The 22,426-nt window shown below is 56.7% G+C and carries 23 protein-coding genes and 2 pseudogenes; 9 read left to right on the top strand and 16 right to left on the bottom strand.

Going from position 1 to position 22,426, the window contains the following annotated elements; genetic code table 11:
• Window positions 1-231: 231 nt before the first annotated feature.
• The 5 genes from lptB to GOV89_RS19215 are packed head-to-tail and all read right to left on the bottom strand — an operon-like array spanning window position 232 to window position 3,671.
• A complete protein-coding gene (gene lptB / locus GOV89_RS19235) occupies window positions 232-990 on the bottom strand; it encodes an LPS export ABC transporter ATP-binding protein (RefSeq protein WP_171181120.1) in 759 nt (252 codons plus the stop codon).
• A complete protein-coding gene (locus GOV89_RS19230) occupies window positions 990-1,481 on the bottom strand; it encodes an LptA/OstA family protein (protein ID WP_171181118.1) in 492 nt (163 codons plus the stop codon). The genes lptB and GOV89_RS19230 overlap by 1 nt, the downstream gene beginning before the upstream one ends.
• A gap of 3 nt (window positions 1,482-1,484) precedes the next feature.
• Window positions 1,485-2,084 (bottom strand): LPS export ABC transporter periplasmic protein LptC, encoded by a 600-nt coding sequence (gene lptC, locus GOV89_RS19225; protein WP_171181116.1) that lies wholly within the window; start codon window positions 2,082-2,084, stop codon window positions 1,485-1,487.
• A gap of 13 nt (window positions 2,085-2,097) precedes the next feature.
• Entirely contained in the window at window positions 2,098-3,060 is a 963-nt protein-coding gene (locus GOV89_RS19220; protein WP_171181114.1) for an SIS domain-containing protein, read from the bottom strand.
• Window positions 3,057-3,671, bottom strand: a complete 615-nt coding sequence (locus GOV89_RS19215) for a ribonuclease D (RefSeq protein ID WP_171181112.1) — start codon at window positions 3,669-3,671, stop codon at window positions 3,057-3,059. The genes GOV89_RS19220 and GOV89_RS19215 overlap by 4 nt, the downstream gene beginning before the upstream one ends.
• Before the next feature lie 133 nt (window positions 3,672-3,804).
• Here GOV89_RS19215 and GOV89_RS19210 point away from each other — a divergent pair, with 133 nt between their 5' ends.
• The 6 genes and pseudogenes from GOV89_RS19210 to GOV89_RS19185 all read left to right on the top strand — a co-directional run.
• Window positions 3,805-4,062 carry a metal-sensing transcriptional repressor gene (locus GOV89_RS19210; protein ID WP_171181110.1) on the top strand — a complete coding sequence of 86 codons (258 nt, stop codon included), beginning with the start codon at window positions 3,805-3,807 and terminating at the stop codon, window positions 4,060-4,062.
• Window positions 4,063-4,065: 3 nt separating this feature from the next.
• Window positions 4,066-5,385, top strand: coding sequence for an MFS transporter (locus GOV89_RS19205; RefSeq protein ID WP_171181100.1), 1,320 nt, complete (start codon window positions 4,066-4,068; stop codon window positions 5,383-5,385).
• A gap of 52 nt (window positions 5,386-5,437) precedes the next feature.
• Window positions 5,438-5,866, top strand: a complete 429-nt coding sequence (locus GOV89_RS19200) for an Lrp/AsnC family transcriptional regulator (protein WP_171181099.1) — start codon at window positions 5,438-5,440, stop codon at window positions 5,864-5,866.
• 73 nt (window positions 5,867-5,939) lie between these two features.
• The gene (locus tag GOV89_RS19195; RefSeq protein WP_171181096.1) at window positions 5,940-6,638 is read left to right on the top strand and encodes a transglycosylase SLT domain-containing protein; all 699 of its coding nucleotides are present in this window, start codon (window positions 5,940-5,942) and stop codon (window positions 6,636-6,638) included.
• Between the two features lie 9 nt (window positions 6,639-6,647).
• A pseudogene (locus GOV89_RS19190) lies at window positions 6,648-7,172 on the top strand (FHIPEP family type III secretion protein); the annotation flags it as partial.
• Window positions 7,166-7,435: pseudogene (locus tag GOV89_RS19185) on the top strand (flagellar basal body P-ring protein FlgI); the annotation flags it as partial. The pseudogenes GOV89_RS19190 and GOV89_RS19185, both read left to right, overlap by 7 nt.
• A gap of 37 nt (window positions 7,436-7,472) precedes the next feature.
• Here the strand turns inward: GOV89_RS19185 and GOV89_RS19180 are convergent.
• The 8 genes from GOV89_RS19180 to GOV89_RS19145 are packed head-to-tail and all read right to left on the bottom strand — an operon-like array spanning window position 7,473 to window position 15,283.
• Window positions 7,473-8,117 carry a DUF1523 family protein gene (locus tag GOV89_RS19180; RefSeq protein ID WP_171181089.1) on the bottom strand — a complete coding sequence of 215 codons (645 nt, stop codon included), beginning with the start codon at window positions 8,115-8,117 and terminating at the stop codon, window positions 7,473-7,475.
• A gap of 10 nt (window positions 8,118-8,127) precedes the next feature.
• The gene (locus tag GOV89_RS19175) at window positions 8,128-8,394 is read right to left on the bottom strand and encodes a hypothetical protein (protein WP_171181087.1); all 267 of its coding nucleotides are present in this window, start codon (window positions 8,392-8,394) and stop codon (window positions 8,128-8,130) included.
• 1 nt (window position 8,395) lies between these two features.
• Window positions 8,396-9,733, bottom strand: a complete 1,338-nt coding sequence (locus tag GOV89_RS19170; protein WP_171181085.1) for a DUF6638 family protein — start codon at window positions 9,731-9,733, stop codon at window positions 8,396-8,398.
• 30 nt (window positions 9,734-9,763) lie between these two features.
• Entirely contained in the window at window positions 9,764-10,684 is a 921-nt protein-coding gene (locus GOV89_RS19165) for a restriction endonuclease (protein ID WP_209509746.1), read from the bottom strand.
• Complete coding sequence (locus GOV89_RS19160; RefSeq protein WP_171238831.1) at window positions 10,677-12,614, bottom strand: ATP-binding protein; 1,938 nt, start codon at window positions 12,612-12,614, stop codon at window positions 10,677-10,679. The genes GOV89_RS19165 and GOV89_RS19160 overlap by 8 nt, the downstream gene beginning before the upstream one ends.
• Window positions 12,615-12,670: 56 nt before the next feature.
• Window positions 12,671-13,789: a hypothetical protein gene (locus tag GOV89_RS19155; RefSeq protein ID WP_171181082.1), complete on the bottom strand. Its 1,119-nt coding sequence runs from the start codon at window positions 13,787-13,789 to the stop codon at window positions 12,671-12,673.
• A gap of 33 nt (window positions 13,790-13,822) precedes the next feature.
• Window positions 13,823-14,161: a hypothetical protein gene (locus GOV89_RS19150; protein WP_171181080.1), complete on the bottom strand. Its 339-nt coding sequence runs from the start codon at window positions 14,159-14,161 to the stop codon at window positions 13,823-13,825.
• Between the two features lie 42 nt (window positions 14,162-14,203).
• Entirely contained in the window at window positions 14,204-15,283 is a 1,080-nt protein-coding gene (locus tag GOV89_RS19145; protein ID WP_171238830.1) for a hypothetical protein, read from the bottom strand.
• A gap of 267 nt (window positions 15,284-15,550) precedes the next feature.
• On the opposite strand from GOV89_RS19145, the gene GOV89_RS19140 reads away from it, so the two are divergent.
• The 3 genes from GOV89_RS19140 to GOV89_RS19130 all read left to right on the top strand — a co-directional run bounded on the left by GOV89_RS19140 (window position 15,551) and on the right by GOV89_RS19130 (window position 19,909).
• A complete protein-coding gene (locus tag GOV89_RS19140; protein ID WP_171181076.1) occupies window positions 15,551-17,026 on the top strand; it encodes an NAD-dependent succinate-semialdehyde dehydrogenase in 1,476 nt (491 codons plus the stop codon).
• A gap of 128 nt (window positions 17,027-17,154) precedes the next feature.
• Complete coding sequence (locus GOV89_RS19135; RefSeq protein WP_171238829.1) at window positions 17,155-19,338, top strand: esterase-like activity of phytase family protein; 2,184 nt, start codon at window positions 17,155-17,157, stop codon at window positions 19,336-19,338.
• Between the two features lie 214 nt (window positions 19,339-19,552).
• Entirely contained in the window at window positions 19,553-19,909 is a 357-nt protein-coding gene (locus GOV89_RS19130; protein ID WP_171181072.1) for a hypothetical protein, read from the top strand.
• 261 nt (window positions 19,910-20,170) lie between these two features.
• On the opposite strand, the gene GOV89_RS19125 is transcribed toward GOV89_RS19130, so the two are convergent.
• From GOV89_RS19125 to GOV89_RS19115, 3 genes are all read right to left on the bottom strand, one after another.
• A complete protein-coding gene (locus GOV89_RS19125) occupies window positions 20,171-20,638 on the bottom strand; it encodes an Hsp20 family protein (RefSeq protein ID WP_171236348.1) in 468 nt (155 codons plus the stop codon).
• A 124-nt stretch (window positions 20,639-20,762) separates the two neighbouring features.
• A complete protein-coding gene (locus tag GOV89_RS19120; protein ID WP_171181067.1) occupies window positions 20,763-21,578 on the bottom strand; it encodes a serine protease in 816 nt (271 codons plus the stop codon).
• Window positions 21,575-22,366, bottom strand: a complete 792-nt coding sequence (locus GOV89_RS19115; RefSeq protein ID WP_348540128.1) for a trypsin-like peptidase domain-containing protein — start codon at window positions 22,364-22,366, stop codon at window positions 21,575-21,577. The genes GOV89_RS19120 and GOV89_RS19115 overlap by 4 nt, the downstream gene beginning before the upstream one ends.
• Between the last annotated feature and the right edge of the window lie 60 nt (window positions 22,367-22,426).

Genomic DNA, 22,426 nt, shown 5'->3' with positions numbered 1-22,426 from the left:
ACCCATTCTGACGTCGCAGTCCGCGACGAACTTGTTTTTATCGGGTGGGGGGTCGCGACATTTTCTGCGGTTGCCTTAAAACCTGCCCTTCGAAGAAGGGACATCGAGATCCAGACTGGAACCGAGTAAATGCCATAGACCAATTGAGGCAAGAGACGAAGGAAGAGTCAATCAAAACAGGCGTGTATATACGCGATTTCCGTCGTGAACCGGATGCCATTCAGCACAACCCTATGAAATACGGAAGTTTTCGCCCAAATAGACCCGACGCACATTCTCGTTTTCGACAACTTCATCAGGTGTGCCAGACATCAGCACCTGGCCATCATGCAGGATATAGGCGCGATCCACAATTTCCAGCGTTTCCCGGACGTTGTGATCTGTGATCAGAACACCGATTCCCCGTTTTTTCAGGTCAGCCACCAGATGCCGAATATCCCCGACACTGATCGGGTCGACGCCTGCAAAGGGTTCGTCCAAGAGCAGATATTTCGGATCTGCTGCCAAACAGCGCGCGATCTCGACACGGCGGCGCTCACCACCCGAAAGCGCCAAGGCCGGGGCCCGGCGCAAATGCTCGATAGAGAAATCAGACAGCAGTTCTTCCAGCCGCTCTTTGCGCCGATGGGCGTGTGCGACAGTGATGTCCAGAACGGCGGCGATGTTGTCCTCGACGCTCATCCCGCGGAAAATCGACATTTCCTGTGGCAGATAGCCGATCCCCATTCGAGCGCGCCGATACATCGGCAAGGTCGTGACATTCTGGCCGTCGATTGTCACTTTACCCGCCTCGGGAAACACAAGACCCGCCACGGAATAGAAAGTTGTGGTTTTACCCGATCCGTTTGGTCCCAGCAGCGCCACGACCTCGGACCGGTCCAGTGTCATGGAAACCTCTCGGATAACCGTCTTTTTCCGATAAGACTTTCGCAGCTTCTCGATACGTAGGCCTGAACTGCCCTCGGCCACAGAAAGCTCGGGGCGCGCCATCAGTTGTTGCCCTGCTGCAAGATCGTTTTGACACGCCCTGTCATCGTTGCGGTACCCGTCGTCAGATTGGCGTTCATCTGATCGCCGCTGATAACACTGGGGCCCTGTGTCAGAAGGACGTTCCCCTTCATCACGATCACGCCCGAGTCGATTGTGTATTCTGCCCAATCGCCTTCAGCAGCGTCAGGTGGGCTGACCAGAACCACGTTTTCGCTTGCCTCCATCCGTTCGATGGCCGAGCGTTCCTGATTGTAGATCACCAAAACCCGTTCAGCTGTCAGCCGCATTTCACCCTGTACAACGATGACATCTCCAAGGAACTCGGCAGAGCCGTCTTCCTGGTTCACATTCAGCGTTTCAGACGTCACCTCGACCGGCAGACTTGGGTCGGCATTCGCAGAACCAAAGGCCACCTGCGCTTCTTGCGCAGTCGCGGACCCGGCACCCACAATTACAGCGAGACACAGAGGAACAAAACGAAAATCGAACACAGGTTATCTTTCTGCCTTTTCAGGCTCGTATATCAGCTTCACGCCATCTGTAAAAACAATATGGACGGGACCATCCTTTTTTTCAGTTCCAAAGGTCATGCGCCCGGCGGAAAAGTTGCCGATCGGCCCGGTTCCGTTCACCTGCCCCGGTGTGTCGCCGCGAATTTCGTCCAGCGACGTGTTGAGCAGATCTGTTGTGACCTGAAGACCATCCGCTGTGGTGATCACCACGTCGCCGACAAAGGTGGCCGTGCCCTCATCCGGACGAATTAACCCAGAGTTGGAATCCAATGTGATCGTTCCGCCATTCAGTAAACCAAACCGGCCGCGGAATTCAGACGCTGCCGGAGTTGACCCTTCGCTGCCTTGGGTGGCCTGCGTGGCTTCAATTTGCACATCTTCGCCTTTGCGGGTTGTACCCTGGTAATTTGGCTGGGTCACGACTTGCTGCGCCAGCCGTTCATCAATGTCATTTTGCGCGAAAGGCACTGACACATTTGTTTCGATGCTGCGGGACAGCAGAAAGACAGTGGACAGCAAGACGATGGCCGCAAGCGGCAACAGGACCTTCAGGAACTGCACCATGCGGGAATATCTGTCCACTTCGCCCCCCCCCTCAGCCCAGACCGACGCGCAAACAATCGTGGATATGCAACAAGCCCTGTGCTTGTCCATCCGCCTCGGGGTCGACCACAAACAGCGAAGTGATCTTGCGATCATTCATGATCGCGACCGCTTCTTCGGCCAGTGCGTTGGGAGCAATGGTCATCGGATCACGGGTCATGACATCTTGCGTGCTCTTGTCCAACAGCCCGTCCATGTTACGACGCAAATCGCCATCGGTGACAATGCCCAGCAGACGGCCTGCGTCATCGGTAACACCAACGACACCAAAGCTTTTTTGGCTCATGACCAGCAAAGCCTCGCTCATCGGAGTGCCCGATGCGACAACAGGCATATCCGAATGCATCAGGTCGCGCACCTTACTGAGCTGCGCGCCGAGTTTACCGCCAGGGTGGAAGTCGCGGAAATTCTCGGGCTTGAAATCCCGGTACTTCATCAAAGCAATCGCCAGCGCATCGCCCATTGCCAAAGTCAATGTCGTCGAGATCGAAGGCACCATGCCAAAGCCACATGCCTCACCCATTGACGGGATCAGCAGATGTACATCCGCCTGCTTCATAAGCGTGCTCTGGGGCTTACTGGACAAGCCGATCAGCGGAATGCCAAAGCGTCGGGTAAATGCCAACATGTTGGCCAGTTCCGGAGCCTCGCCCGAGTTTGAGATCGCCAGGACAACATCGCCCTTGGATACCATCCCCAGATCGCCATGGCTGGCCTCGGCCGGATGAACAAAATAGGCCGGCGTACCCGTGCTGGCCAGAGTCGCAGCAATCTTGTGACCGATATGGCCTGATTTGCCGATCCCGCTGACAATGATGCGACCCGTTGCTTGCAGGATCAGTTGCACAGCCTCGGCAAAGTGTTCATCAAGGCTTTCGGCCAGCACGTCAAGGGCGCGGGCTTCATCAGTGACAACCTGTCGGGCAGTTCTTAGAAAGGCTTCGGTATCGGTCATGAGTGCGCAAAGATATCCGTTTCGGGCCAACCGGCGAGGTCCAGCTTCGCACGCATTGGCAAGAAATCAAAACACGCCTGCGCCATCTCGGTCCGGTCCTCGCGGGCCAGCCGTTTGTTCAATTCGTCCCGCAGGCGGTGCAGGTACAGAACGTCCGATGCCGCATAGTCCAACTGAGCGTCCGTCAGGGTTTCAGCGCCCCAATCGCTCATTTGCTGTTGTTTCGAGATATCGACACCGATCAGTTCCTGGCACAGGTTTTTCAGCCCGTGCCGGTCCGTATAAGTGCGCACCAACCGGCTGGCGATCTTGGTGCAGTAAACCGGTGCAGCCAACGCGCCAAAGGTGTGATACATCGCGGCAATGTCGAAACGCCCAAAGTGGAACAGCTTAAGCACGTCGGGGTTTTCCAGCATGGCGCACAGGTTCGGCGCTGCGGTCTGGCCCCGTTCAACCTGAACAATATGGCTGTTGCCGTCACCACCCGACATCTGGATCACGCACAAGCGGTCGCGATGCGGGTTCAACCCCATGGTTTCGCAGTCAATGGCCACAATGGGCCCCAAATCCAGCCCGTCCGGCAGATCGTTTTTGTACAAATGGTTCGCCACGCAACTATTCCTCTGAGCGCTTTCGCCTCCGAGATAGGCGGTTTGGTCCATAAACTCAACGCCGTCCAAAAATCGCGGTCATTTCATCACCAAGCAATTGATTTTATCCTCAAGGGGGGGATAAGGATAAATCATGCCAAATCACAAACATGAGTCGCACCCACAAATCACGGCCCGGCTGAAACGCGCCCACGGTCATTTGGCCAAGGTCATTGCCATGCTGGAAGAACACGCCCCCTGTTCAGACGTCGCACAACAGCTTTTCGCTGTTGAAAGGGCCGTCACCAATGCCAAGCGCGCTTTGATCCATGATCATATCGACCATTGCCTGTCTTCTGAAGACGGTGGCAGCGGGATCGAAGACTTCAAAACGATTACGAAATACCTTTGAACCATGCTGAGCATTCTTAGAAACCGCACCTACCGCCACCTGTTCCTCGCCCAGATCGTCGCCCTGACCGGAACCGGGTTGGCCACGGTTGCGTTGGGTTTGCTTGCTTTTGAACTGGCAGGGGACGCCGCTGGCCTTGTGCTGGGCACCGCGTTGACGATCAAGATGGTGGCCTATGTCACCGTCGCCCCATTGGCGGCCGCATTTGCCGAACGCCTGGATCGTCGCAAAATGCTGGTTTTTCTGGACCTTATCCGCGCTGCTGTTGCGGTATGCCTGCCTTTTGTAACTGAAGTCTGGCAGGTCTATGTATTGATTTTCGTACTACAATCAGCCTCGGCGGGATTCACGCCTGCCTTTCAGGCAACGATTCCTGACGTGTTACCTGATGAGGCTGAATACACACGCGCGTTGTCTCTGTCGCGCCTGGCTTATGACATGGAAAGCTTGCTCAGCCCCATGTTTGCCGCAACCCTGCTGCTGCTTGTCAGCTTCAACAGCCTGTTCTGGGGCACTGCATTGGGTTTTTTGGCTTCTGCTTTACTTGTGATTTCAGTCGGGCTGCCTTCTCCAAGGCCAACCAAACCCCGCGGCATTTATGACCGCACGACACGCGGCATTCGCATTTATCTGAGGACACCCCGGTTGCGTGGGTTGCTTTCGCTCAGTTGGAGCGCAGCCGCGTTGAGTTCGACGGTTATCGTCAACACTGTGGTCATCGTGCGCGCCAATCTGGGCCTGTCGGAAAGCGCCGTGGCCATAGCCTTGGCCGGGTTCGGAGGCGGATCGATGCTGGCAGCCTTTACTTTGCCTCGCCTTCTGGATCGGATCGAAGACCGTCGCGTCATGCTCTCGGGGGCCGTTTTTGCTACAGGATCGATGGCCGTCGCTGCGGTTCTTGCAGCAACTGTTCCCTTGTCACTGGGTCTGCTGACCCTGTTGTGGGCCTTTACAGGTTTCGGATATTCCACAACGCTCACACCTTCGGGCCGCTTATTAACCCGGTCGGCGCAGCCCGAAGACCGCCCTGCCGTGTTCGCCGCACAGTTCACCCTGTCGCATGGCTGCTGGTTGGTTCTTTACCCACTGGCAGGATGGCTGATGACCGTGTACGGGCCGACCGTTACCCTCAGCAGCATGGCGACATTGTCCGTGGTGGGCGTTGTAGGTGCAATCAGCCTTTGGCCGCGGCTTGATCAGGAACCGATCCTTCACGATCATCCGGATTTACCGCCCGATCACCCGCACCTGGCCGGGTCAGGCCCGCATGTGCATCCAATTGTCATTGACGACCTGCACCCGCACTTCCCGCGTGAGCCTTGAGCAAGAGCTTCGATCTGAACTAAACCCGGAGTCATAGCATACCGGAGCCCCAATGGACCAGCTAGACCGTCGCATCATCGCCGCACTGCAAGCCAATGCGCGTGCATCGACAACACAGATCGCAGCCACACTGGGCGTCGCGCGCACGACGGTACATGAGCGGATCAACCGGATGGAACAGCGCGGCATCATCACGGGGTATTCCGTGCGCCTTGGGGCGACGGAAGATACACCCAAGGTTCAGGTGATCGTCATGCTGGAGGTGCAGCAAAAAGAAACGACCCGCATCATCAAACGGCTCGAAGCCTACCCCGAAGTCAAATTGTGTCTGTCAATCAACGGTGAATTCGACCTTATGCTTTCGGCTGAAGCACCCCGGTTGGAAGATCTGGACATTCTGGTCGACGACCTGGCCAAGATTCCCGGCGTCCTGCGCACCAATACCAGCGTTGTCTTTGGGCGCAGGATCGATCGAAACTGAAGCGGCGATAACCCTCTGTAAACCGATTATTGGCTAGCTTGGCCGGGACAGTTCAGAATCCCGGACCGGCAGAATGCCAATTCGAAAGCTTTCGTTTTTCATCATGTTCCTGCTTGGCGCGCTGGCTGAGGCAGTGTTTGCCGCGCCCAATGCCCATACACGGGATCTGTGCGATCAAGCCGCGCAACGTGCGGCTTTGTCCGAAGGGGTGCCTCTGGACGTGTTGCGCGCAATCTCACGTGTTGAAACCGGCCGTACACTGGCGGGGCATTTTTCACCCTGGCCATGGACCATCAACGCCGAAGGTCAGGGATACTGGTTCACGACCGAAGATGAAGCCAAAGCCCATGTTTTCAAGATCTTCAAAGCAGGTGCGCGCAGCTTTGATGTCGGCTGTTTCCAGATCAACTACCGCTGGCACGGAAAAGACTTCCGCTCGATCGACGCGATGTTCGACCCCGATGAGAACGCCAGCTACGCCGCCCGCTTCCTGAAAGCCCTGTATACCGAGCTTGGCACGTGGCCCGCTGCCGCCGGGGCCTATCACTCCCGTACGGAATCGCTGGCCAAAGCGTACACGGGGCGGTTTCAGGCCGTGCTGGCCCAGCTTAGCGGCGAGACCTCGCCTCGGCTTGCAGCCATGTCACGCGATCCGTTCACCGGGACAGGAACACCTTTGATCCCCCTGCGGTCAAGCGTGAAGCACGGTGGGGCATTGGGCTCTTTGGTCCCGACCGCGGGCGCCGCCACCGCATTTATCGCGTTCAACTAGGAGTTTCGTGTGCCCAAAATCGACGCCCGATCCCTGTTTTCACCCACAGTTCTTCTGGCACTGGCTCTGATGACGGTCATCGTAATGATGATCCTTCCGATGCCAGCCTGGGTGCTGGATGTGGGGCTTGCCGCATCGTTTGCCTTGGCCATCCTGATTTTCACACTGACCCTGTTCATCGAAAGACCTCTGGATTTTTCGTCCTTCCCAACGATCCTTCTGGCATCCCTTATGCTGCGGTTGTCGCTGAATGTGTCCTCGACAAAACTGATCATCGGGCAAGGACATACCGGCCCAAACGCGGCGGGTGATGTGATCGAAGGGTTTGCCAATTTCGTCATGGGCGGCAGTATTTTTCTGGGCCTTGTGGTGTTTGGCGTCCTGTTGATTGTAAACTTCATGGTCATCACCAAAGGTGCGGCCCGGATGGCCGAGGTCGGCGCGCGTTTTGCCCTGGACGGGATGCCGGGCAAACAGCTTGCCATCGACAGTGACATGTCCGCCGGGGCCATTGACCACCAGCAGGCCAAGGAAATCTGACGTTAACAGTGCAAGAGGCCCCGATTGCAGTGCAACCCAACCCGTTTGCCAGAGGTGAAACAGTGGTCGTGCCCCGCACCATCGCTGGCATCGAAGAGGAAGAAGGCACCGGTCTTGCCGAAATCCCCGAGGCGACAACTCTGTCCGAAGTGGTTGCTGGATTGAACGCGCTGGGCGTGTCGCCTCAGGACATGATCGACATTTTGAAAACCATAAAAGCAGCGGGCGCGCTGCACGCAGAGTTCATAGTCAGGTGACGGCGGAAGGGCGTGCTGATTGCACGCCCCTTGCGCTTTACTTTGACTTCCAGCTGTCCAGCCAGCGTCGAAACCTGGTGCGCCGTTCTTCAATTGCGTCACCCGCCGCATACAGCCCGTCTTCCACGTTTTCGATCATCGGGTCGATCCGGGCCTCCCGGAACCTGCGCCAGCGCACCCATATCGCCCAGACCACCGCGGCGAAAATCGTCAGGAATATGATGTTGAACCAGGGGATAATCCGCGCATCCGGCCCATCTACATGGTTGATGAAGATGGCGTTTGGAAAGATCGACAGAAACTCGTTGCGCCAGCCGTAGTGAGTAACAACCACCCATTTCGGATTCTCTTTGGTCGATTTCGCATCATTGGCTTCGGTATACAGGTTTGCGGTATCGAACTTGAAATAGGGGGGCCAACCCCATCCAGTATCCTCGTTTCGATAGACGATGGGTTTACCGCTTTCGCGAACGGCCTGAATGAACTGCACGTCCCGATTGGCAAGGCTTGCGGACTGGTCCTGGGGTTCAGACCAGAAAATCCGGGTCCAGTCGTTCAGATCCTGCCGTTCTTCATAGGTATTGACGATGCGCACAATGTCATGCTGCGGCAATGAGTATTGCAAGACCGCCGCAATCGTACCCCAGAAGATAATAATGAACGCCCATTTCACATAGGCCATGCCTAAATCCTCACATGTAATTCACAATGTAGATCAGCGCGCCAATCGCCACCCACGGCACAATATAGACACCCAGGATCAGTTTACGCCGGAACGAATTGTCATACACATGCAATCCGCGTTCGACAAAGGCTTCTTTGTTGCCCGTTTTGCCTTTTTTATCCCACCAGTCCTCAAGCTTACGCCGCCGAATGCCGCGCGAATAGAAAGACAGCGCCACATAGGCAATCGTCTGGACCACCAGCAAGATCAGCAACAGGCGCAACAATCCGATCATATCAGCCTTTCCTCACCGAACCCCAGGGACCGACCCGAGCGATTATGTCATCGCTGACCCGGTCATTGCCGCTCATATCCGGCTCATGCCCAAACAACGCGGCGCGGGCCCCTTGCTTGTCCACCTGATACTCACGCGCAAGGAAGTCGGCAACATAGGCTTTCTTGCTCTCGGGCCAACCTGAATATGTGCGGTAGAACAGCTCTTTATGGCAGATGAACATCTGGCGCGGGTCCAGCGGGGCCAACTCAGACAGCAGCATGTTCACCAGATCGCGGTTCGGTGTATCCGCCGCGCGCAAAGTATAGAAATAGGCCGGATGGTCCGAGGTGATACGCGGCCATGGCCCCCCATCGCTCGCCCAGCGCAGCAATTGAGCGAGCCCGTGATAAGCCTCGGGCAGGCGATCCGAGTGGTTGCGCGCCAGCCGACGCATGTCGCTGCGATCCAGCCCGGTCAGGTCGACATCTGCATCCGCAGCCGCATCGACGGTCAGGAAATCCATCTTTTGTTGCAGGATCGCGGCGGCATCCACGCCGCGCGCTTTGACAATCGGTTCGACCAGATCGTTGTAGTCCAGAAACTTGGCAATCTGGTTCCGCTGTGACGGGTCGAAGGTGTACTTTATCGGCAGATCATCCGGCTTTTCGCCCATACAGATGGCCGCCGGGTGATCCACATCCGGAAACAGATACAGCCCGCCAAAATGCGCGGTCCAGAAATTGCGCTGCTCAAAATCCGTGTGGCGCAGACGGACCGGATTGCGGGTGACGTCGCCGGTTTCTTTGGCCGTCTCGATCATCTTGGCGATCAATACGTCGTCGAACCACGCATCCTCTTCGGTCTTGAACCGTTCGACCATCCCCGCCAGTTGCTGGGCCTTGCGCAAGGTGCCGCCTGCGGTGTCGGCCTCAATCTCGATTTTGCGCAGGTTCAGCAGGTCGCGCGGTGTGGACAGTTTGAAGACTGAGTTCACCAGCTCTCCGGCCACTGCATCGGTGGCGGTCAGGGCGAACAACTGCGCCTCGTTCATCTCGATGAATTCACGCAGGATATCACGCGAGGTCGAGAATTTGACATTCAACAGCGGCGCGCGTTTCTGTTCGGTCGTCAGCAGGATGAACTGCCGGTTGACCCCGTTGGGATTGAGGTAGAGCGTGTCCTCCAGCTCAATCCCCACCTCCGGCGAATAACCCGAGATATCGACATGGAAATCCGTCAGCGCCGTGGTCTTGCCCGCCAGATGCTGCAGCGCGCGGTTATACCGCTCGACCAGAGCCGGGCTGGAGATGTGGACAAGATTACCGAACATCAGGCCTTTTTCGATGAGGCGGATCACTAAGCGGACCTTCCTTCCTTTGATTTAACACTAAACGCTGGCAAAGAACTTCTCATCTATTGTGACCGACTCAATCATTTCTGTCGCAACCCCAAGGTCGTTTTCTTTGAGCAAATCACACAGGCGATCCCCATCAATTAGGTCAATCGCGGTAGCCCCATCCCTTGTAGCTTCGTCCGAAGCTTGCGCGGTGAAATTTCCAGTCGTTATGAACAATCCTTTGTCTGCTCGCCCCATCATCGCCCCTTTAAAGTCGCGAATTTCCGATGACCCAACACTTCCTTTGTAGCGTTTGCACTGAAAGAACACCTGGAACGAAACGAGGTTCACCCGAAGAACGCCGACACCGTCGATTCCACCGTCACCGGATTTTCCACGGACTTCGACTTTGGTAAACCCTGCTTCCCGAAGCAAGCGCTGTGCTAAACGTTCAAAGGCGTATGGGTCCATTTGTTTTAGAGTGGTAAGTAACCTTGATTTCCACGTCTCTGTATCAGGCGTCTCTTCGATATTGCCACTCTGATCAGAAGGTGAAAACAACTCGGGCTCATCCCCGTTTTGTTGTTTCTTCTTCCGGCGCTCGCGAGCTCTAGCTTTTTCTTCTTCGTTAACCTGGTCGATTATTCGCTGAGTATCGTCAATTGTATCTATGGTGCTTCCGAACTCAGTTAACGCCCAAATACCACGAGCGGAATTCTCGAGCGCACCACCCTTCTTCAAAAAGGTTCGAGCCCAAGCCAGATAGTAGTTCAATCGTGGTTGGCCTTGGTTAGTTCCGGTCATCATGAAGGATTGTTCTTCCTCAGAAACGCCTTCAAGTTCCGCGACCTTCTCGTCAAGTTCGTAAATACTTGCGGAGCCCCCTACCTGTTTCATAGCCTCGACGGTTACCAGCATCATGCCAGGCATTTCCGGGTAGCCTTCTGCTTCAATAACAAATCTTCTAGTCAAAGTTCTTTCCTTTTAAATACCGCCGCTTGGCCTCTTCCATCCGGCCCATCTCACGGACAGCGTTCTCGATGGCGACCTCGTCGCTCTTGTCGGCATAGCGGAACTCGCTGTCGGCGTAGCGGTTGATCTCTTGGATCACCATCTCAACCGTGATCGGCTGGCGCAGGTCTTCGATCATCGCTTTCTTGGTGTCGTAGTCGCGGAACAGGAACAGGTCGGGGTTCTCCATCCACTCGTCGGGCAATTCGAAATCCATCGCGCGGACCTTGACCGCGTCGGTGATGTTCTTGATCGCACGGCCGGTGAACCGCTCATCCGCGGCCTGGATCGCCTTGAGGTAGGTGCCCAGCTTGGCAATCGTGTCCATCTGGCCGATCTCGCCCGAAACCCGGTCATAGACCTGCAACAGGGCGTCCTCATGCGGGCGGGCATGGCTTTCGAAACTGGCGGCGACGGCCTTCTTGATCTCCTGCGCGGCGTAAGCCTCGTGTTCGCCCAGCGGGATGTCGTGGTTGCGGCCCATCAGCAGGTGCAGGATGTCGATGTAATCCTCGCGCGTTTGCGGCCCGTCCACCAGAAACCGCGCGCCGGCCCGCTGTCGCAGGGCGTCGTCCACATTCTCGGGGTAGTTCGAGAACATGCCAAAGGTGCAATTGCCGCGCACGACGGTGTTGGCGCCAGCAAAGCTCTCCATCAGAACAGCGGTGATTTCCAGTTGGCCCGCGCTGGACTGCCGGTCGCCGCGTTTTCCCGCCAGTTGGTCTATATCGTCGATGGTCCCGAAACCGATGACCGAGGGATCAATGATCGTATTGATAAAGGCTTTGGCGTTCTGGCCGGACTTGCCCTGATAGCTGTCGATATTGTCGGTGCTCAGGTTCTGATAGCGGAACGGATAGCCCGCGTTCTGGCAATAGTCATTGATCAGCCCGGCCATCATCTGGATCAGGGTGGTCTTGCCGGTGCCCGGTTTGCCGTCACCCATGAAGGTAAAGATGAACCCGCCGAGTTCCGCAAACGGGTTCAGGCGGCGGTCGAAGTCATAGGCCATCAGCATCTTGGCCAGCTTCATCGCCTGATACTTGGCGATATGGTTGCCCACCACCTCGTTCGGTTTCTTGAACGTCATGGTCAGAGTGGAGGATTTGGCCTTTGAGGCCGGCTCGAACCCTCGGATCGTCAGGTCATCGGCGTCGATATGCCAGGCGGCGTTCTGGAACGGGGCCAGATGGTCCGCCGACTGCGCACGCAGGGCGGCCTTTTCCATCAACTGCTCGGCATAGGCACTTGTGGCGGCGATCAGGTGGGCGTCGTCAGGGGCGTGTTTGGCCAACATTTGGTCCAGCTCCCACAGCGCGCCATGCAGGGCGAGTTGGCCGTTGTCGGTCAGGATCTCTTCGACCTCGCCGATATCGACGGTGGTTTCACTTAGATGTGAGGACATCAGATACGCCAGCGCATTTCCAAGCACATGCGATGAGATAAGCGCCTCCGCGGTCAGCAAACCCGAGAACTCGGCCTTCCGCGCGGCAGGCAGATCCCCGGCTAGGTTCGCACGCTTCAAATCGGCCAGCGGTGTCTGGTCCGCATAAGCCTCGGCCACAGCCAAAGCGATTGCGATGGCGCGGCGAATGGCCTGTTGCGTGGTGGCCTGCGGCGGCGAGACCAGCGTATCGCCGTCATCGGATGCCTCAATCCGTTCAACCAGATGCACCCCGTCTGCGCGTACAGTGCGCCGCGTCACCAAACCGGGTGTGGTGGATCGAAACCGCCTCCCGGTCGTGACACCCGGAGATCGCTCGACCGCCACTTCAACCGGTTTCGCAATCCGCGGCGCGTGTTCGAACCCATTCAGCAAGGCGGTCGCCGCCGGGTAATGTTTGCGAATATCGTCTTCGCGCAATTCCATCTGATCTGACGTCAAACTCATTTGTTCAACCCTGCATCTTCTTCTCGTCCAAAATACGGTCGCCGAAGGCGAAAAACTCAATAGCGCAACACCTGTCCTGCCTTGCTAACGACGAATTTGCGCACATCGGCAAACCCCGGCGGGTTGCGCTCGGCCAGCACCTGAAAGGGGCGTTGGGGCAGGATGATCGACCGCTGCGTCCGCGTGGCCCCGGTCTCAGCGCCCTGCCCGCCAAACGGATCCAGCGCGAAAATCTCGCGCTCGACGGTTGAAAACCATCCGGCGCGTTCTTCGATGACCTCTTCGCTTTCCAGCTCCTCGGTGGTCCAGGCCAGTGCCCAATCTTGACCTTCGGGTGCCTGTGCGTCCTCCAGCACCTGCCGCAAAGGACCCGATTGCTCGGTATAGGCCGAGGAATACATTGGCCCCACATGAATGCGGCGCAGGTGTTTGGGATGCAGGTCGTCAAAATCCTGGTCGAAGCCCTTGGCGATGGTCACCAGTTTCAAACCGCCCAAAGACTGCGCCATCAGATGCGCCTGCACCTCGGGCCAGCGGCGCTGGTCCTTGGGCAGGGCCGTCTTGCCGCTGTCCTCAAGCTGCATCAAGTAGATGACCGGCAGGTTGATCTGGCTGTCATAGACCGCCCAGTGGATCATGAACTTGCGCCGATCCCCCTCATTCCCGATCCAATGGCATTCGGGATCGTTGCGGGCCCAGAACAGCTGACCTTTCAGTAATTCTTCATAAAAGAGCCTTTGTGACAGGGCGAATTGCAGCTTGGTGGGGATCTCCCGGTCGCCAATAATTGTCCGAACCATGTCGGTTTTCAGATCGTCTTCCGACGGCATATTCGCCAGATGCACCTGCGCCTGCTGCGCGTCATTGGCCATGGTCAACAATTCGGCCGCCACCGGAAACCCGCTGTCGCGCTTGTCCATGGCCAGGCTGCCAAAGAACCGCCCAGTATCGCGCCCGACCAGCAGGTATTTCATGGACAGTGCGCGGAAGGTATAGAGCAACCCCGAGAGATACCGCGACACGATCCGCACCTCTTGCTTGCTGATCGCGCCCTCCGCCTCCATCGTCGCGGCCACGCGCAGGAGGTGGACAGTGATCACCTCAAATTTGCGGAAATAGCGGCGCGAGGCGAAGGTGTCGGTCAGGCCGACATGGTCTTGGGTGGGGTCAGTCATTTGCGGTTCTCGGCAGCATTTCAACTTCTGAAATCACTGCCCTTCATCCTTGACAGAAAGCACTCTTCCAAATGCATCAAGTTCAAAGAAGCTAAAGAGCATATTGGCCTCCGATTGGCGCACATTGAAGAATTGTGGCTCGCGGCTCCGAATGGTGTGAGCAGTCATTGAAAACAGCGCGCGGGCTAGATTTCCAAGACACCCAACCAAGATGAAAATAATTGCCAGAAAAAGTGCTGCGAACACAATTCCGTTTACTGCCTCTTGGCTGGCAACCTGAAAGGGCGCATCGGCACCAATTTTCGACAACGAAACACCGACACCAGAGAGAAAGGAGACTAATCCCCCTGCAATCGTGAAAAAAATGCCCAAGAGGCCAAACCTGCAAAATACTTTCCAGCTCCACATCAGGGTTTAACCCCCATACAAATTTTTATCATGCTTCTCGACAATAGACGCAAACCGGCGGGCAAAGCGTTCGTCCGCCTTGGCCTTTTTCTCCAGCACGTCGCGGGCAAAAACCATGTGGTCCTCGTGCGCTTCAAGCATATCGGCCATTTTCTGGTTGGTCGCGGTGCCGATGGCGGCCATTGCGGTTTGCGCCTCTTGGTCGGTCTGCACGCCGATTTCGTTGATGCGGTGCGCCACGTCCTGCTGCTGCGCGGTTTTCAGCGATTTGGTCAGCGCGTCATACAGCACCACGCGCTGCTGCGTGTCTGTCTGCAGCTTGTTGATCAGCACCATCTGAGTCGCCGCCTGGTTCTGCAGTGAGTCGACCCAGGTCTTGCCCTTTTCGATATAGCGCTCCAGCGTCTGAGACTTGGCCAGCTTGACCTGCTCTTCCTGAACCTTGGCGTTGTATTGCTTGTTCAGCTCGGCCAATTCAGTCTCTAACTGGGTCCGTGCAGCGGCGTCCTGTTCAACGCTGATCTTGTTTTCCAGCGTGATAATGGTCGGATCCATGCCTTGGATCTCGGCGCGCAACGCCTCAAGCTCGGCCACGGTCGCCTCACGGTCATCCAGTGTGCCGGTCAAGTTGTCCTCAACTTTGACGCGCTGCTCTTCCAGTACGGACAGCTGCCCCTGCAACAATTGCACGATCACATCTGATTTAGCGATCAGGTCCTGCAGCTTGTCGTCGATATTGGCCGTGCGCATCCGTTCCTGCCGCATCGACTCGGACTTACCTTTCGAGAAGATGCCAACAAACGCCTCCCACCCGGTTTTCGAGCGCATTTCGTCGAAATCTTTGGAAAACGCGTTTGTAACGTCGTCCAGCCCCATGATCAGCTCGGCGATATTGGCATTCATCACCTCGGTATGGGCGTGAACATCCTCGAGCGTTGCGTTCTCAATGTCGATATCCGCCTCGGCGGTGCCGATCTTGGCCCGCGCAGCCTCAATCCGTGAGGTCAGCCCTTCGATTTGTGACTGAGACTCACGCACTTTTGCCTGAGTTTCTTCTATAAGGGCTTCGAATTGCTGGTTCGACATCTCTGGTGTCCCTTTTTGTCTGTTTAACCAATAAGATAGGGAATGTTACACCGATTTACATCCCCCTGCGCTAATTTTTCCACCAGACTTTTGCAAACTCGGGGCAAAAAAGATAGGCGGCTGGCTGCAGCCTAACGTGGATCGGTATACGAAAATCACACACTATTCAGCCAAATCTGGATTGATTTAGGGGGCGAAGTGGCCATAGACAGTTTCGAACCCGCTGATTGGGTGCGCGCAAACATTATTCCTGCCGGAGGCTGGCCCATGCTGGACGCAACTACAGACCTGAAGTCGATTTTGAAGAACCCTGAACTGCTGGCGACGAAAGCCTATATAGGCGGCCAATGGGTGGACGGGGATAACGGGACGTTTGACGTGACCAACCCCGCACGCGGTGACGTAGTCGCTGAAGTGGCCGATGTCAGCCGTGCCCAGGTTGCCGGAGCGGTTGCACAAGCTGAAGCCGCGCAAAAGGAATGGGCCAAACTGACCGGCAAGGAACGTGCGGTGATCCTGCGCCGCTGGTTCGATCTGATGATGGAAAACGCTGAGGATCTGGGCAAAATCCTGACGGCCGAGCAAGGCAAACCACTTGCCGAGGCGATTGGTGAGATCGGCTATGGCGCGTCCTTCATCGAATTCTTCGGCGAAGAAGCCAAGCGTGTCTACGGTGAGATGATCCCGGGGCATCAGCGTGACAAGCGGATCATGGTGCTGAAACAACCGATTGGTGTTGCGGCGTCGATCACACCATGGAACTTCCCCAACGCAATGATCACCCGCAAAGCCGGTCCTGCCCTGGCCGCTGGGTGTGCGTTTGTTGCGCGCCCGGCCAAGGAAACACCCTTGTCCGCTCTGGTTCTGGCCGTTTTGGCCGAAAAGGCTGGCATTCCGGCTGGTGTGTTCAACGTGGTTCCGTCGTCGCGCGCCAGCGAAATCGGCAAGGAATTCTGCGAAAACCCCGGCGTGCGCAAGCTGACCTTCACCGGTTCAACCGAGGTCGGTCGCATCTTGCTGAAACAGGCTGCCGATCAGGTGATGAAATGCTCGATGGAATTGGGCGGCAATGCTCCGTTTATCGTGTTCGACGACGCCGATCTGGATGCAGCGGTCGAAGGCGCGATGATGTGCAAGTTCCGCAACAACGGTCAGACCTGCGTCTGCGCCAATCGTATCTACGTGCAGGCTGGCGTTTACGACGCCTTCGCAGCCAAGCTGAAAGCCGCCACCGAGGCGCTCAAGGTAGGTGACGGTCTGACCGACGGAACCACAACCGGCCCGCTGATCAATGCTGAAGCTGTCGCCAAAGTTGAAGAGCATATCAAGGACGTCACCGACAAGGGCGGCGCGGTTTTGACCGGTGGCCTGCCGCATGATCTGGGTGGCACGTTCTTCCAGCCGACCATTGTGACCGGTGTGACCCAGGATATGTTGGTCGCGCAGGACGAAACCTTTGGCCCGTTGGCGCCTTTGTTCAAGTTTGAAGATGAGGACGATGTCATCGCCATGGCCAATGACACGATCTTTGGTCTGGCCTCTTACTTCTACGCCAAGGACCTGAGCCGCGTCTACAAAGTGGCCGAGGCGCTGGAATATGGCATCGTAGGCGTGAACACGGGCATCATCTCAACCGAGCTGGGCCCGTTCGGTGGCGTCAAGCAATCCGGTCTGGGCCGTGAGGGCAGCCACCACGGTATGGAAGACTATTTGGAAATGAAATACGTCTGCATGTCGGTTTAATCTGACCTGGCCCCGGTGCAAAGCGCCGGGGCCATTCGGTTTGTCATAAAACTGCAAATAAACCGTCACATCCCTGCAATGACCTGCGTTCATCCCCCTCTCATCCAACTGAGAGGGGATACTCAACGATGTCTTTGCGTTTTGCCTGCCTGACATCTGCCCTTGCCCTGACCGCCGGTCAGGCCGTGGCAGAGATGAACTTCAACCGAATTGCGTCTTTTCCAGTCGTCAAGAACATAGCCGAAGGGGCCGACACCACCCGAGAAACCTCGCCCGAGATCATCGCGGCCACCGCGGATGGTATGACGCTGGTTTATACCGACAGCCCATTGGCCGTGATCGGCATGATCGACATCACTAACCCCGCGAACCCGGCCCCGCTGGGCGCGATGGAAGTGGGCGGCGAACCGACCTCCGTGGGCATTGTTGGCACGACGGCTTTTGTCGGCGTGAACACGTCGGAAAGCTATACCGCCCCGTCCGGCAAACTGATCTCAGTCGATATCGCAAGCAAGGCCGAAACCGGTGCCTGTGATCTGGGCGGTCAGCCTGACAGCGTCGCCATCGCACCGGATGGCAGCTTTGTTGCCGTTGCGATCGAAAACGAACGCGACGAAGACCTGAACGATGGCATAATCCCACAATTGCCCGCCGGATCGCTAGCACTGGTGCCACTGAAAGACGGCGCGCTGGAGTGCGCGGGTATGACGATGGCCTCGCTAACCGGTTTGGCAGAGGTCGCGCCCACCGACCCCGAGCCCGAGTTCGTTGACATCAACGCTCTGGGTGAAATTGTCGTCACATTGCAGGAAAACAACCACATCGCAGTGGTCGACAGGGACGGCAACGTGGTCAGCCATTTCTCGGCAGGCGCGGTTGATCTGGTAAGCATCGACGCCACTGATGAGCGCGGCGCGCTGATCTTCACCGAAAGCCAGCCGGGTCGTTTGCGCGAACCGGACGCGGTGAAATGGATTGACGACAATCATTTCGCGACCGCCAATGAAGGTGACTATGAAGGCGGGTCGCGCGGTTGGACGATCTTCCACAAAGACGGCACGGTTGTTTACGAGAACGGCACCGATTTCGAGAAGGCCATCATTAAGATCGGCCACTACCCTGACAAGCGTTCAGACAGCAAAGGCGTTGAGCCGGAAAGTGTAACCGCGGCCACCTTTGGCGGCACACCAATGATCTTTGTCGGGGCCGAGCGCGCCTCGGTCGTGGGTGTCTATGACGCCACCGAACCAGCCAACCCAGTGCTGAAACAACTGCTGCCTTCAGGCGTTGGACCGGAAGGCTATGTTGCAATCCCCGAACGCAACCTTCTGATCTCGGCCAACGAGAAAGACCTGATCGAAGATGGCGGCCCACGCGCGCATGTTTCGATCTTCGAATATCAGGACGCCCCGGCCAACTATCCGCATCTAACCTCGGAAGGTGCGGATGAACTGATCGGATGGGGGGCTCTGTCCGGCTTGGTCGCGGATGAGGACGGCATGATCTATGCGGTCAATGACAGCTTTTATGGCTTCCAGCCGTCGATCTTCAAGATCGACCCCAGCCAGAGCCCGGCACGGATCGTGGACGTGATCCGCATCCACCGTCAGGACGGTAATCCGGCGCAGAAGCTGGATCTGGAGGGCATCACGCTGGACGGCCAAGGTGGTTTCTACGTCGTCTCCGAAGGCCGCACCGACCGCGTCATCCCCCATGCGATCTATCACGTCTCGGCAGATGGTCTGATCAAGGACCGCAAGGGCGAGATCGGCCTGCCGCCGGAACTGATGGCAGTTGAGAAACGCTTTGGTTTCGAAGGCATCACCAAGGTGGGCAATACCCTGTGGATGGCAGTTCAGCGCGAATGGAAGGATGATCCGGAAAACCACGTGAAACTGGTGGCCTACAACCTTGAGACTAAGGAGTGGGGTGCCGTGCATTACCCCAAGGCAGACCCGCAAAAGGGCTGGGTCGGTCTGTCGGAAATCGTGGCCTTTGGTGATCATGTCTATGTCATCGAGCGCGACAACCAACATGACCACCGCGCCGTAACCAAAAAGGTCTACCGCATCCCGCTGTCGGAAATGACACCGTCCCCGCTGGGTAGCGCTCTGCCCTTGGTCAGCAAGCAAGAGGTCCGTGACCTGTTGCCCGACCTGACCTCGACGGGTGGTTATGTTTTGGACAAGATCGAAGGTCTGGCCATCCTGCCCTCGGGCGAGGCGTTTGTGATGACCGACAATGACGGCGTTGACGATGCCTCGGGCGAGACGATGTTCTGGTCGATCGGGTCAGTGACGGCTGGGAACTAATTTATTTGCAAGACGTCAATGGGCCCCGCACGAAATTGTGCGGGGTCATTTTGATTCTAGCGTCAGCTTTGAGCCCATATTGACCGATGCTGCGCCAGGCACGAACGATCGGTTTGAGAAATTGGAATGATAGAAACTTCAGGGGCTAATGGAACCAAGGCCAATCATGCACTAACACTCAATTAGGACCCCTCAATACGGAGACTGTTTCACCATGGTCACGCATATTTTCGTCGTAGAATCCAATTGCGTCGATCCTTCTCGTGAGGATGAGTACAATCAGTGGTATGACGACATCGACCTGCCGGATGTCCTCGCCATCAAAGGAATCCTGCGTGCCACACGATACATCTGTGAAGCTGATTTGAATTCACGCTATGAACGTGCCGAAGTGTGTGAGGGCAAGGGAAAGTACTTAACAGTTTACGAAATTGAAACGACTGACATTGATTCAGTGCTTCGATCGTTGGACGCGGGCGTTTTGCAAATGGAGAAGCGCGGAAGGCTTACGGATTTGATCGAAGTCACTGCGCGACGACTTTATAAAACCGGAAAGATGCTTTCAAAATAAAGAAAACTCCATGATTGACGCTAACGTCAATGACCCACCCAGTACCAAAGTTGCGTCTAAGCACAAAAGGTACTGTAAGCGTTCTGTATCAAGTTTACCGACGACCAATAGCCGACACTCGTTCCGATATGCCAAATGGCAGAATTGTCCGCCTACCGAAGGTCCCGATGACGAAAAAACATCGCCCCGCGTCTGGAGGAACGCGGGGCGGGTGTTGCGGCAGTCAGGGAGGAGGCGACTGCCGCGGAACGTTAAGGCGCGTTAGTTGACAGCTTTGGCGTCAACGACGTCCTTCTCGATGGCCTTGGCCGAAGTGATCTCGATACGGCGTGGTTTCAGCGCCTCGGGTACTTCACGCTTCAGGTCGATGTTCAGCATGCCGTTTTCGTGGCTTGCGCCCGTGACGCGGACGTGGTCAGCCAGCGCAAAACGACGCTCGAACGCGCGGGTGGCGATGCCGCGGTGCAGATAGCTGCGATCCTTTTCCTCGGCGGCTTTCTTGCCAGCGACAATCAGCGAATTCTCTTTCACTTCGACGGACAGGTCATTTTCCGAAAAACCGGCAACAGCGACCGAAATGCGATAGGTGTCGGCGTCAGTTTTTTCGATATTGTATGGTGGGTAGCTCGGCTGAGCCACATCATTGGTCAGAACGCGATCCATCATATCGGCGATCTGATCAAAGCCAATGGTCGCGCGGTGCAGCGGTGCAAAGTCAAATGTACGCATGTGTCGTATCCTCATCCTTGAGCGATTTACGAAATTTTGCCCTCCGACTGGACGGGCAGTGGTTCATACCGGACCCCGTTGTGGCGATCCGATATTCATCACATGGGTAGCGATTTGACCGAGTTCAACCCCCGCCAGAGCTGATGAATTTTGCACCAGACGCGGACTTGCCTGACCCCACCTGCAGCCTGCGGATTGACGCTTTGGGTTGCGGCGCATCGCGTCGCATGATTGCCTTTAGCTCGGCGACAATTTCACCAAGCTCCATACCAAAGCCAACCTTTCGGCTGCCATTTGTACCAACCGCCGAAACCACCGACAGAATCTGCCATCGCGATCCCTTCTTCGTCAGAATGGCGGACCCGGACGAGCCAAACGTGATGTCACAATTGAACAGGATCAGGCCCTGACGACGATCAATGATCCGGCAGGAGCGTTCTCGTGTGATCGCCTCGGACCGGCCGCGCCCATACGAAGCGATACTGACCTCATCCCCCAGAACACGCCCACTGTACAGCGCAAAGGGATCTGCGACGGAATAGGGGATGGGCTTATCAAGTCGCAACAGCGCAACGTCAATCCGAACGCTTTCGCTCGAAAGCGGCGGTCTAGAGCCGTAGTTGGGGTGGATCGCAACCTGTGTGACCTGACGTTCTGCCAGGGCTTTCCCGTTGCTCAGCCCTGCACGAAAAGTGATGTCCTCGCCGGCAAACGCTGTTCCGGTACTTTGGTCCACGGCACAATGGGCAGCTGTCAGCACCATGTCTTGCGCGATCAGCGTACCGGTGCAAAAGGATCCGTCCCCCATGTCCAGACGCCCAACCGCCTCCCATCCGTAAAGATCGTCGCGATCCGTCAGCTTACGCTTGTTTGATTGAGCGTGGGACGTGGTTGCCAAAACACTCAGTCCGACAATGAGGCTGAAGAAAACTCTGATCATGGTCTGATAAACCTTGCGCCGATGTTCTTCCCTGCCCCCGGCCCAGGCGTTGACAGCCCAAACCCTCGCCCTGCAGAAAGCTCGTCGCGCAGCAGTTGCAGCGAGTGTTCGACCGCAGTGCCTATTGCTACGTTCTGGCCGTCCAGACTGGCCTTGGCCGCCACAACCGACACGATCTGAGGGCGCGCGCCTGCAAAGGAAAAGACCGGCGCACCTGATGAGCCAAAATCAACGTCACAGGACATGATCATGACACCCTGCTGCCGGTTCATGACTGAGCAGACCTGCTGCAGCGAAGGGACCTCGGACCGGTCATGCGCATAAGAGACCACGCCAACTTCGGCACCTCTGCGGGGCTGATTCCCTGACTCAAAAGGAATGACGGCGGTATTTCTGATCGGTTGCCACAGCTCGATCAAAGCCACGTCTGCGCTGACCCTGTCGGCCGTGGATTCTGCACCAAATTGATAGTCGGGATGGACCACAGCTTGCCGCGCAGTCCGATAGGCCAGGGCACGGCCTAAACGCCACCCGGCCAGAAACTCAATTTCCGACGGATTGATCCGTTGCCCGGACACCTTGTCAAACAGGCAATGCGCTGCTGTCAGCACCAGTGTTGGCGACACCAGCGTTCCGGTGCAAAACCCTCTGCCTGCTATGTCCAGCCGCCCCACGGCCATCCAATCGCGCCCGGAATCCGAGGTGTCCAGACTTTCCAGCCCGGTATCCTGCGCTGTGGCCGCCATCGGCATGACACAGAGCACAATAGCCTTGATCCAGTTGCGCACGCGGTTCTCCGGGACTCACTCTGACCTTTTTGTCCTACGGGTTACGTTGGGCGAAAATAG

It is taken from the genome of Ruegeria sp. HKCCA5763 (assembly GCF_013034545.1).
GTDB lineage: Bacteria > Pseudomonadota > Alphaproteobacteria > Rhodobacterales > Rhodobacteraceae > Ruegeria.
Note: the sequence above shows the minus strand (reverse complement) of the source record. Positions and strands in the feature narration are given on the sequence as shown.